Source organism: Aerococcus sp. Group 1, assembly GCF_000193205.1.
Classification (GTDB): Bacteria; Bacillota; Bacilli; order Lactobacillales; family Aerococcaceae; genus Aerococcus; species Aerococcus urinae_A.
This window is the reverse complement of sequence record NC_015278.1, coordinates 243,095-255,617: the sequence shown is the minus strand read 5'-3', so window position 1 is coordinate 255,617 and position 12,523 is coordinate 243,095. Positions and strand designations below refer to the sequence as shown.

Genomic DNA, 12,523 nt, shown 5'->3' with positions numbered 1-12,523 from the left:
TCCTTTTTATAATTTCTATTTATAAATATTTTTTATAGGATTATAATTACTCAGCCAAAATGGTAAGGGTACTACTTAATCCCAGACGGTCTGCACCTGCTTTTAACATTTTTATTGCCGTCTCTTTATCTCTTATTCCACCCGCTGCTTTTATTTTTACATGGGGGCTTACACTTTTTCTCATTAATTCGACATCTTCCAGCTTAGCTCCAGATGTGCTAAAACCAGTAGAGGTTTTGACATAATCAGCACCAGCTTCTTCAGCCAAATGACATGCTTTTTCAATTAAATCTTTTCCAATAAGTGCATTTTCAAGGATAACCTTAAGTACCTTGTCGCTGTCATGAACAACATCAGCTACAGATTTAATATCATTTAGAACTTCGTCATAATTTCCACTGAGCATTTGTCCAATATTCATAACCATATCAATTTCATCTGCACCATTATCGATAGCATTTTTAGCTTCAAATGTTTTACTTTCAGTCGACATAGCTCCTAAGGGAAAACCTACAACAGCTACTGTATTGATTTTTGTTTCTTCTAAAAGCTCATGCACTATAGGAACCCAATAGGAATTCACACAAACTGAGGCTGTATTGTAATCAATCGCTTCTTGACAAACTGTTCTAATCGCTTGCTCAGTTGCATCTGCCTTTAATAAGGTATGATCAATTTTTTGAGCCAATTGATTTTTATCCACTAAAACATCTACCCTTTCATTTCTTCTCGTTTTATTAATTCAATAATTGCTTGACTATCCTCAGCTGCGAACAATTCTTCTAAAGTATGCTGATCATTTAAAATTTCTGTTAATTTTGCTAAGGCTCTTAAATGAAACTTATCATCAATTGCTGCTAAGAAAACTAATATATAGATCGGATTCTTTCTATTTTCTAATATATGTATAGGATTTCTCAAAGAAAGAAGTGTCATTCCTATATTGTTTACCCCCTCTTCGGGGCGCGCATGAGGTAAAGCGATGCCTTTCCCGAGATATATAAATTCACCATATTTATAAGTCCGATTAATGATTGCCTCAACATACCTATCTTCAATAGAATTCTTATTTAATAGGGGTAATGCCGATAACTTTATCGCCTCTTGCCAGGTTAAGTCTTCATCGCTAAATTGAATCATATCGTCCGTTAACAAATCAGACAGTTGGGGACGTCTGTCAGTATTTCTAGAAATCGATTTATTTATTTTATTGCGCATAATACTAATTAACTTGCTTCGAGTGACACCCTCATTCAGTGATATGTATGGCATTATCGTATCTAATAGATCGACAACCGTTGGCATTTTAGCTGATTTAAAATTAAATTCACTATGGACTTCTTCAATTAATTCATACTTCTCAATCTCTGTCATTAAAGGTTTAACAACAAACACTTTTTTATCTAACTTGATGGGAACAGTTGAAAAGACTAAGTCTACTTCACTATGATTATCGTTGTCTTTTAAAAATCCTTCAAAATCATTAATCGATTCAGAATTAATCATCTCAATTTCAGGAAACATGCTTTGAAGTTCAGCTCGCATAATAACCGATGAACTAATTCCATTGGGACATAGAATAACTGCTTTTAAACTTTGCTTAGAATATTTTGATTGCGTCTGTCCGCCAAAAAGCACTGTAAAAAAACCAATTTCATTATCTGGAATCCGCTTATTTAAAACTTGCCTAAAAGGCTCTAAGGCAACCTTCAATATATTGAAAAGATCATTATATTGATTGAATACTTCCTCTAGTAGTGGGTTAGAAATATAAAAATTAAATTTAATTCTAAAAAAAGCAGGAACTAAGTGCTGATATAGACTCTCTAAAAGATAGTCATAATTTTCAATCTCAACTGCAGAAATTCTTTGAAATTCATTAATAATTTCTTTTGAGCACTGATAGAGAAAATCAAATCCATTTGATTTAGGAATTTTTTCACAAATAATTAAAAGTAAAATTGTGAAATAATATTTTTCTTCATCATAAGATTTTATATTCTCTACATTGTCTAATAAGATCTTTGAAGAATGATATAACCTAACTGATGAAATTAATTTCTTATCGGCTTGAGTAAAATGGCAGTTATTATATTTACTTCTCTGTAATAAATAAGCCACAAAGTAAAGCGATTTATTAAAACGAGTTTCTACAATTTTTAAGTGATTATTTTGAATGATGGTGTCAAAACTAAGTCTGACTTTAGCGTAGTAGTCATTACTTATTTGGGTTAACCCCTTGTATAACAAACGCTCCCCATTCTGTAACTTCAATAAGTCACCCATTTTATCAAAAGCAAAAGAACGAACAGTTAATTCATCACCTTTAAGCTGGTAGCCTTTCGCTCGGCTGTAGGTAAGGTCTAAGTCTTCTTTCTCCAATTCACTTCTTAGGGCCGCTATATCATTTACTATGGTATTTTTGCTAACATCAAAAAATAATTGTAGTTCAAATATCGAGTTACAGCTGATGTTTGAAAAAGATAGAAGGGTTATCATCAACTGTCTTTCTAATTTAGAGTAAATGATTTCTTGTTCACTCGAATCGAAATATAAATCGGTCCAATGTTCAACAACTGTAGATGACATTATTAGGTTTCCTTTATACTCTATTATGTGATCTAATAAACGATAGCTCCTTTCGCTTAGCTCTTTGATTTGTTTATTGAATTCTGAAAGTGATAGTTCTGACAAATTTAAAGCATCTTTTCTAGTTAGCGTTCTCGGTTCACTCACCAGAAAGCTAACTTTATAATTTAACAACTTATCACTCCCTTCTATGTAACTATAGTAAAGTGATCTGTAAGCGTTATCAAGAATAATTGAGCACAATTTCGATAACAGAAAATTTATTTTTATAGGCTGATCTCTCGTTTTATCACTTATTATATATCAAAATATACGTTTACAATCTTTTTTATAAATAAAAATCGATAAGCAATGAAATCATTACTTATCGATCTTTAACTATTTTATAATTATAAATTATTCTAAATTTGCATGTCGTTTACTCATTGTTTGATTAGTTTCTTCAAGCATTTCTTTTAAAGAAATTACAATAGCATCACAAATGATAAGGCTGGTCTGTTCAAATAATGAGCCCATCGGTTGTCGTGATAATGAATTATCTGCAGAACTTTTGCTATTTGCAGAAAAAATAATGGCTTCGTCTGCTATTTTATAAAGTTCCGTATTCGTTTGTGAACTTATCAATATAATTGTAACACCTATTTTTTTGCCTTTTTAGCAGTAACAATTAATCGATCAGTTGCGCCAGATGAAGAATTTAATATTAAGACATCATTTTTATTAGCTGGTGGAGCGGTAACTTCTCCAATAATACTCACATTGAGCCCAAGATGATTTAAACGATTAGCAAACATCTTCATTACGCAACCAGATCTCCCTGCTCCTAGTAAAAATATATGATTAGCATTTATAATCAGATTATTTATTTTTCCAAAATTATACAACGCTAATTCTTCTTGATGCATGTTAAGTTCTTTAAGAATCGAGACGTAATTTCTATATGTTGAATTGGTCATCATTTATCAAGTTCCTTTATTAAATTTTGAATTTGACGACCGGGTGATTTGTGATTGAAGATATAACCCCCTGAAACAATATGATCGCAACCTGACTCTTTTAGTGAAGTAATCACTTTATTATCTACTTTACCATCGGACTGAATAACAAATTTATATCCTTTATCTTTTCTAATTCGATTAAGTTTTTTATTTTTCTAAACACTCTAAGTGAAATTGCTCCTCTGATCTGCCTGGGTTAGCAGTCATAATTAATACTCTATTGATTTTGGGTAGTAATTCCTCAATAGCATTAAGTGAAGTTCCAGGATTAACTGCAACAGAAGCATCAATATTTGCATTTTTTAAAGTGTTGACAATATACATTGAATCACTAGTTGCTTCAATATGAAAAGTGATACCATCTGCCCCAGTATCTAAATAATTTTCAATTTTTCTTTCTGGAGAAGAAATCATCAAGTGAATATCAAAGTATAGATTTGATAACGGTCGAATATCTCTAATTAATTTAGGACCATTTGCTTGATCAGGAACAAAATTTCCGTCCATTACGTCAATATGAAGCTCAGTAATACCGTTTTTTTGAAAAATCTCTTGATTCTTTTCAAATTCATATAATTTACTATTTAATAATGAAGGAGCAATAATCATAGGTATCCCCCCTTATTCTTCGCCCATAATCAAAAAATTCACAGTACGGCTACGCTCTCTTAGCTGATCCCAATCAACAAAATATACACGACCAAGATTACCTGTTAACAACTTGTTATTCTTAATAATAATCGTCATAGAATTGCTTCCAAAAATTGATGAGCGAATATGCGCATCAGTATTCAGCATTACCCATTTTTCTGCGGGATAGTTAGGATCAGAAAGATTCATTCCAAACTCAATGTGCTTTTCTCCAGGACTGTTATAATCATTTTCCGTTTTCATTGGAGGAGCAATCTTATCCATAACATTATTGAAATCTACTTGTAGATATTCATCACCAAAAAATTAATATCATGCATATTTTCTTCAAAATATAAGGAACAGGTTGTATGAGGAGTAGTAATTACTAAGATACCATCTCTGACTTCCGCTTTCTCAAGTACTTTTTTGATTTTTTCAAAAATGTCATGGTAAGAGGGCCTGCCTGCAACTGTATCAATAGTCATAAAATCATGGTAAATTTTCATGATTACAACTCCAAACGTTCTTCAAGTTTATTATAAATAATGTCAGTATTCATTCCTGTTAATAGGCCTAAGCCATTAATCACTTTATTTTTAACATTTTCAGGAACAACCGTTGTGCTGACAACAGCATCATATTCATCTAAATGATGAAGCTCATCAGCAATTTTAGATTGATAAATTTTTACTTGATCATCTTTCCCGTTACTTTTAAGCCAATTTTGAATTTTAGAAACAGCAATAGTTGAGGTAGCATGTCCAGCTCCACAAACAACTAATAATTTTTTCATAGTTAATCTCCTTTAAATATTCTTAACTGAAAGTCTCAATGTCTTTAATTTTGCTGAAGTAAATAGCACAAGTAATTACTATTACAGCGTAAATTCCAATTCCTATTATCCCTAGGTAATTGTATGCAATTACTAGTAGCCCTACAGGCCATAAAGCCGCTAAAAGCATAGTTGCTAATCCACTAGTTCCTATATCAAAACTGGCAAGATTGAAGACATCTGTAATAATAGGTGCAAGCCAGGTTGACATATATAAGCAAAATATAACGTAAATTGAGCTTCCTATAATTGATCTCATCACGTTACCCTTAAAGAAAGGAATCATTAAACATATCGCAAAAGCAAAGAACGCTAAATCTCCGAAGGGCAATACTTTATTACCTGGCAAAATTAAAGCTAAAACTAGAGAAATTGGAACAAGTAGAAGAGATGTAGACATTACTGTTGAATGTCCAACTGTTAGAGCCGCATCCATACCAATTAAAACCTCACGCCCTTCTAAGCGACGATTGGCAAATTCTTGAGCTGCCTCGGCTATAGGCATTAACCCCTCCATGAACATTGCAACCATTTTTGGCATGATCTTCATAATAGCAGCCGTTGACATTCCGAGTGTGCCTATACCTGCTACATCATAGCCAGCAAAAATACCAACAACAATTCCGATAATTAAACCAATAACGACAGTATCACCAAAGATTCCGAAACGTTCAGTTAAAGTTTCAGCATCCATATCTATCTTGTTAAATCCAGGGATTCGTTCAAAAATCCAATTGATCATTATAGCAAAAATTGCACCAGAAGTTGCCATCATGTGACTAATAGCAATACCAGGATATCCAAAAAACTCACTAACCGTTCTTTGAGTAAATGTTGCAAAAGTCCATTGGAGTATAACAGCGATTATTGCTATAAGTAGTCCATAAGCAAATTTTCCTGTTATTGCTTGTCCGACTAATCCCATAAAAATCGGAAACCAAAAGTTCCAAATATCGACATTTAATACTTTCGTCCACCCTAAATAAATAAAAATAAAGTTAATAATTAATGATATTGGAATCATTAAAATACCTAATGAAGTGGAAAAGGCCAATGGTCCACCTACACCAACACCAATATCTAATATATTCAATGATGCACCATATTGCTGCCCCATATCTTGAATTGCAGCTCCGAGACTGTTTGATAATAAATCTAAAACTAAGCCAAGGCCGATACTACCAATACCTACTGTGATTCCAGAAATAAAAGCTTTTCCAGGCTTTAGCCCAAATAATAAACCAATAATAAATATAATTATAGGTAAAAATACATTTGATCCTAATGAAATGAACCATTCAAATGCATTTAATATAATATCCATAATTCTCCCTCTTTCTATTGAATTCCAAGACTGATCAATTTATTTTTAAATATTTCTTTATCTTCAATCCTCAATAAATCATGAACTTCATTTTTATTTTGAAATAGAGACATTAAATTCTGTAGCATTTCAAGTTGCTCATGGGCCTCCTTCATAGTGATCATAAATACCATTTGAACATTAATAATTTGATTAGGATCTGTCATACTACGAAATTCTACGGGTTCTACTAAAGTCGCATAACATATTTGAGATTTATTAACATGCGCACCATCAGTATGAGGAATAGCAAATCCATACCCATTTATTTCTAAGCCAGTAGGATAATTATCTTCTCTTTCGAAAATAGCATTTCTAAAAGAACCCTTAACAATGTTGTTTTCTTCAAGAATATCAATTAAATTATTCATTAATTCTTTTGAATTTTTTTGTTTTACATGTAATATTCCTAAGTTTTTGTCTAAATACATATTTTCCCTCCTAATTAATAAATCGATTTATCCATTGCGTCTTATCTTTTATTTCTAGGAGTTCATCAACTAATTTTTTGTTATTAATTACTGGAAACAGTTCTTCGATAACTAATTTTATCTTGTTAGTATCTTGATCATTAAAGGTAATCATAACTATTAATTGCACTTTTCCTTTTCCCCATTTAATTGGTTTATTTAATGTTGTAAAAGATATAGAAGATTCTATAACAGTGTTTGGATTTGCGTGAGGTAACGCAATTCCATTTTCTAAATTAGTATCCCCTAATTTTTCTCTTTCAAAGATTGACTGTCTAAATTCTTTTTTTACCATCTTCTTCTGTTCTAATTGAGTAATCATAAAATCTAGTAGTTCTTCTTTACTTGTAGAATCTATATGAAGATTTATTAGGTCTTTATTCATAAATTCTAATAAAGTAGGAGCTTTTATTTTTTCAGATGGACTGTAGTTGTTTTGTTCACTAAGTAGTAAACTGTATGCATTTAAAATGCTTTTATAATCTTGTGAAGAAAATATAGGCGAAACTTTAATATAATTCCTTTTAAAATCTCCTAAATCAATGGTAGTTATTATTAAATCAACATTTTTTAAGTTAACCTTGTGTAACTTATTAGCATTAGCAATTTCAATATTATCTTGGTTTGGTAAAATCCGTTTTACTTTTTGGTAAATAAGTTGCGCAGAAGACATACCATACTGACATATAATTAAAATATTTTTAGACTCTGACTGTTTCTCTAATGCAATTTGAAAATGAATTAAAATTAGAGAAACTTCATGATCATTGAGTGAAACATTATATTTTTTCTCAAAATCTCCAAGTAAATACCATAAAATGCTAAAAAGCTCCATATATTGAATTTTTATAGAATCTAGCAATGGATTCTCAATTTGTATTCCCTTTTCTAATCTCATCAGCATTGGAGGAAAGTGTTGGTATAACGAAAATAGCAAATGTCTATCCTCCATTAAATTAATATCCTCTATCATACTGACTTCATTAATTAAGATTTTTACGGAATTCTTGATATTATCATCGATATTTACTATATTTTTTTGTATTCTATGAGCATAAAGTTGTCTTGTAATATAAGTTTTATCTTCGATCTGATATTCAATTTCAAAGGTCTGTGAAAGCTTATTGACTAAACTTTCCGCTATTGGATAGACTTCTAAATATTTAATTGAATCTAATAAAAGTTCTTCCTGCGACTGAATCTGATGATCAATCTGTATCCTTGACAAATGAATAAGTAAGACACTAACCAAAGATCGATAATAATAGTTGGATGCATCTCTAGCGAAACCATCAATTTCATCCTTAAGCAATGAATCAACATACTGTATCGATTCTTCATCGAATAATAACTTAATCACTTGCGTAAAAGATAGATCAGATTCATTGTTTGAAAAATAAAAGACAATTGCTTTAATTGCTTTTTGAAGAGTCTCCTCGTTCCCAATGAGTGCCAGTCCGTGTTTAGAGGATTCAATATACGAGTCTGTGCCATCAATGATCTCATTTAATACATGAATATCTTTATAGATCGAAGTTTTACTCACAATAAAAGCTTCAGAAAGGTAGTCCAGACTGATATCTTGATTTGTGAAAGCTAGTAATTTAATTATTATTAAGCGTCTATTAGAAGGATCGTAAATATCACAATCCAATAAATTGCTGCTTAATAAGTTTGTTTGTATTATAGATATATCTCCAACAATTTTAACTCCTGCTGATGGTTTTCTTTGGACTTCTCCTCCATTTTTTTAATAAACTCATTTATAATATCTAAATCCGAATAGATTGTCCGTGCTGATACAGACATTCTTTTTGCATAATAAGAAGCAGGTTGATAGCTATGTTCACTAAGCATCGATTTCAGTAGTTTTAACTGTCTACTATTCATAACTCTCATCCTTTACTAGCTAGATCTTCTTTAAATATATCCTAGCATCTACACCTAATGAAGGCGATTACAGCTTTTTCAACATTGATTGTTGATAATAAGTAAATATCCATTAAAATGGTTATACTAAGAGATAGCCTATACAATTTAGTATTTATTATATAACCACTATCTATTATGATCTTCTAATATATATTATTAGTTATTTTTAGTATAAATCATTATTTAGGCATCCTTAATAAGAAATTTCCTATTTCTACAAAACTATAAAATTAAGTATTTTTAAATAATATTTACTAAATTTTCATTAAAAGAATAGAATAAGGGAACCTATAGTTGCTTATTGCATCTATAGGTTCCCTATTTCATTAGAATATACATTTAAGTTCACTTAAATATTTGAATTGTCATACATATTTTATTAAATACCTATCCTAAATCAAAAATCCATAGCTTGATAGAGTTTCAATCGGTTATTATTTTTTACAAATATTAGGTGGAGTAAATTCAACTTATTAATAAATTAATCTTAATTTTTTATATTCTATCAATTATATATAATTCAGTTTATTATATTTGACCATCTATTACTATACATAATGAAAAAAGCACCAAAAGATAAACTTTCAGTGCTTATTAAAAAGATCCTATATCTATTCCTACTTCACCACATGCGAAACAATCAATTCCACTTGGCCTTCAAGCCTTACTTCCGTCACTTCATACGGTAAAATGAAGGATTGTCCTTTTTTAATGGAGTAGCCATTGTCATTAACAAACAGTTTCCCCTGGCCCTCAACCACAGTAGCTAAATAATAATCTTCAGGTAAATCAACCTTTAATTCGCCATCCACATGCCAACGGTAGACAGCAAAATCCTTACCAGTGACAAAATGTTTGATGGAACTCTTCCCATATTTCTTTTCCCATTCATCTAATTCAGGATCTTGATGAGGAACCTGAGCAACATCCAAAGATTGCTTGAGATGGAGGTCGCGGAGCTTACCATCCTTATCTTTACGGTCATAATCATACACTCGATAAGTGGTATCTGAATTTTGTTGGGTTTCTAAGATAGTGATCCCCTTACCAATAGCGTGAATAGTTCCTGCCGGCACATAGTAGAATTCGCCTGGCTTTACATCCACATAATGCAAGAGTTCCTTCCATTTATGATCTTTTATCATCTCTTCAAACTCTGCTCTACTTTGGGCATTATGTCCATAGACAATTTGGGCCCCAGGCTCGGCTGCTAAGATATACCAACTTTCAGTTTTGCCGAGTTCATTCTCATGCTCTAAGGCATAGGCATCGTTAGGATGAAGTTGGACAGATAGGTCATCCTTAGCATCGATAATTTTTACCAATAAAGGGAATTTCCCACCCTCTTTTCTGCCAAAGAGTTCAGGTTCTTTATCATAGAGCTCTTGCAGAGTTAAACCAGCAAATTCTCCTCCAATAACGGTTGCTGGCCCATTAGGATGGGCACTGATTACCCATGCTTCCCCTGTTGTCTCAGAGGGAATATCAAAATGATAGTCATCACGTAACTTGGTCCCACCCCAAATTTTTTCATGCAGGGCAGCTTGTAAAAATATAACATCCATAACGCTTGTTTCTCCTTTATTACTGACTCACTAACTATCAATCAGCAGGGTCTATTCTACTGTGATTTCTTTAAACAATTGATAGAGTTCTTCTTTTGTCTTTGCATTCATCACTGCAGTCCGGAAATCATCATTCATTAGCTTCCGCGATAGCATTTGTAAGATTTTGAGGTGGGTGTTCCCTTTTTCGTGTTCAGGAACTAAGATCATAAAGACCATATTAGCGGGTTGGCCGTCCATACTATCCCAGTCGATCCCCTTTTCAGAATAACCGTAAAGCACTTTTACTTGGTCAATTGCCGCTGATTTGGCGTGGGGAATGGCTAATTGCTGACCGACTCCGGTGGTGCTCTCTGCTTCGCGGGCTTCTAGGGCTTCGAGGACGGTTTCCTTATCATTGATAAATTGATCGATTCCCTTAAAAGCTAACATTTCCTTAAAGGCTTCAGTTTTTGTACTTGCCTTAAGATTGAGATCCATTAAATGTTCTTCAGTAATATCCGTTAAATCATGAATACTGTTTACTGCTCCTTGGCTTTCTGTCGTTTCTTGATCACTTTCACTAGCTGCAGCACTTTCAACTTCAGCAGTGGCCAGGCCCGGATTATCTGCAATATTTTGCTTCAATAGTCCGATTAAGGCCACACTGACAGCGACCCCAATCAAAACAGCAATAGTAAACCAGCCGACATTATCCACTGCTCCTAGCACTGCAACAATAGGGCCTCCATGAGCCACGTGGTCGCCAACACCGGTCATCATGGCAATGATAGCCCCAACGATGGAACCACCCATGATAGACGGAATCACACGGAAGGGGTCTTGAGCAGCAAAAGGAATGGCTCCTTCAGTAATCCCAAATAGTCCCATTAAAAAGGAAGCTGTACCCGTTTGCCGGTCAACTTCAGTAAATTTCTTCTTATAGAGGTGTGCAGAAATCCCCATGGCTAGTGGAGGGATACAAATAGCTACCGCATTGGCACCCATGACACTATAGGATCCTTCAGCGATTAAGCCTGAACCAAAAAGAAAGGCCGTTTTATTAAAGGGACCACCCATGTCGAAGGAAATCATTGCTCCAATAATGGCACCCAAAAAGATCTTACTACTACCTTGTAGGGAAGCTAACCAATGGGTCATGGCATCAAACATTGCGGCAATTGGTGCTCCAATTAGGAAAATAAAGATAAATCCAACCACTAAACTTGAAATAATCGGAATAAAGATAATGGGCATCACTGTTTGCATGGCCTTTGGCACCTTGATCGATTTGATCCATTTAGCCACGTAACCAGCAATAATACCGGCAATAATACCACCAATAAATCCAGTGTTAGCTTCACTCCCATAAAAGCTCCCATTGACTGCAATATAACCACCGACCATACCTGGTACTAAACCGGGACGTTCAGCAATTCCGTAGGCCGTATAAGCAGCTAGGATAGGAACCATAAAGGACATGGCTGCTCCACCAATATTATTGACATGGAACCAAATACTATCTTCAGGAATCACGAAGCCTTCTGGAGTCGCTTCTCCGCCTAGGGATAGGGCTATAGCAATGAGGAGCCCGCCGGTAACAACAAAAGGAATCATAAAGGAAACCCCATTCATGATACTCCGGTAGATAGTTTTTCCAACACCCATTTCCTCTTTTTCTTCACTTTTGACGGCTTGACCTTTCATTACTTTGCCCTTGCCATCTAAGATGGATTGAATTAATTCTTCCGGGCGATCAATCCCTTGTCTAACAGCCACTTCAATGACTCTTTTCCCCGCAAAGCGTGACTTGTCAATATCGGTATCCGCTGCAATAATTATTCCTTCAGCTTCTTCAATTTCCTGATATGTGAAATCATTTTCAACACCTATCGATCCATGGGTTTCAACCTTAACGTCAACCCCCATTTTCTTCCCTGCTTCCTCCAAATTTTCGGCAGCCATATAGGTATGAGCAACTCCGGTTGGGCAGGAAGTGATCGCTAAAACTTTCTTAGCCATCCTTCTATCCTTCTTTCTATTGATAATAAATAAATTATAGCGCTAAACTTTTCTCGATAGTCTCCTTTCTATATGAAAACCCTTTTATCTCCACCCTAAAGTATACCATCTCCCAATACATTTTTGGCAAAGAAAAATCA

The 12,523-nt window shown here is 33.6% G+C and carries 11 protein-coding genes and 1 pseudogene; all 12 read right to left on the bottom strand.

Features of this window, described 5'->3' with window-relative positions; all coding sequences use genetic code 11:
- Nucleotides 1-46: 46 nt before the first annotated feature.
- The 12 genes and pseudogenes from deoC to HMPREF9243_RS01140 all read right to left on the bottom strand — a co-directional run bounded on the left by deoC (nt 47) and on the right by HMPREF9243_RS01140 (nt 12,383).
- Nucleotides 47-703: a deoxyribose-phosphate aldolase gene (deoC, locus tag HMPREF9243_RS01190; protein ID WP_013669548.1), complete on the bottom strand. Its 657-nt coding sequence runs from the start codon at nt 701-703 to the stop codon at nt 47-49.
- Nucleotides 704-711: 8 nt separating this feature from the next.
- Entirely contained in the window at nt 712-2,763 is a 2,052-nt protein-coding gene (locus HMPREF9243_RS01185; RefSeq protein WP_041705810.1) for a BglG family transcription antiterminator, read from the bottom strand.
- A gap of 222 nt (nt 2,764-2,985) precedes the next feature.
- Entirely contained in the window at nt 2,986-3,213 is a 228-nt protein-coding gene (locus HMPREF9243_RS10450) for a hypothetical protein (RefSeq protein WP_155811966.1), read from the bottom strand.
- Between the two features lie 14 nt (nt 3,214-3,227).
- The gene (locus tag HMPREF9243_RS09710) at nt 3,228-3,548 is read right to left on the bottom strand and encodes an SIS domain-containing protein (RefSeq protein WP_049776707.1); all 321 of its coding nucleotides are present in this window, start codon (nt 3,546-3,548) and stop codon (nt 3,228-3,230) included.
- Between the two features lie 186 nt (nt 3,549-3,734).
- Nucleotides 3,735-4,196: a hypothetical protein gene (locus tag HMPREF9243_RS01175; RefSeq protein ID WP_049776706.1), complete on the bottom strand. Its 462-nt coding sequence runs from the start codon at nt 4,194-4,196 to the stop codon at nt 3,735-3,737.
- Between the two features lie 12 nt (nt 4,197-4,208).
- Nucleotides 4,209-4,726 (bottom strand): annotated as a pseudogene (locus HMPREF9243_RS01170) (YjbQ family protein).
- Between the two features lie 2 nt (nt 4,727-4,728).
- Nucleotides 4,729-5,013, bottom strand: coding sequence for a PTS sugar transporter subunit IIB (locus HMPREF9243_RS01165; protein WP_013668975.1), 285 nt, complete (start codon nt 5,011-5,013; stop codon nt 4,729-4,731).
- Nucleotides 5,014-5,035: 22 nt separating this feature from the next.
- On the bottom strand, nt 5,036-6,376 hold the full coding sequence (locus HMPREF9243_RS01160) for a PTS galactitol transporter subunit IIC (protein ID WP_013670126.1): 1,341 nt from the start codon (nt 6,374-6,376) through the stop codon (nt 5,036-5,038).
- 14 nt (nt 6,377-6,390) lie between these two features.
- Complete coding sequence (locus tag HMPREF9243_RS01155) at nt 6,391-6,846, bottom strand: PTS sugar transporter subunit IIA (protein ID WP_013668978.1); 456 nt, start codon at nt 6,844-6,846, stop codon at nt 6,391-6,393.
- Between the two features lie 10 nt (nt 6,847-6,856).
- Nucleotides 6,857-8,539 carry a transcription antiterminator gene (locus HMPREF9243_RS01150; protein WP_081456595.1) on the bottom strand — a complete coding sequence of 561 codons (1,683 nt, stop codon included), beginning with the start codon at nt 8,537-8,539 and terminating at the stop codon, nt 6,857-6,859.
- An 895-nt stretch (nt 8,540-9,434) separates the two neighbouring features.
- Complete coding sequence (gene manA / locus HMPREF9243_RS01145) at nt 9,435-10,382, bottom strand: mannose-6-phosphate isomerase, class I (RefSeq protein ID WP_013668684.1); 948 nt, start codon at nt 10,380-10,382, stop codon at nt 9,435-9,437.
- A gap of 51 nt (nt 10,383-10,433) precedes the next feature.
- Nucleotides 10,434-12,383 carry a fructose-specific PTS transporter subunit EIIC gene (locus tag HMPREF9243_RS01140; protein WP_013669673.1) on the bottom strand — a complete coding sequence of 650 codons (1,950 nt, stop codon included), beginning with the start codon at nt 12,381-12,383 and terminating at the stop codon, nt 10,434-10,436.
- Nucleotides 12,384-12,523 lie beyond the last annotated feature (140 nt).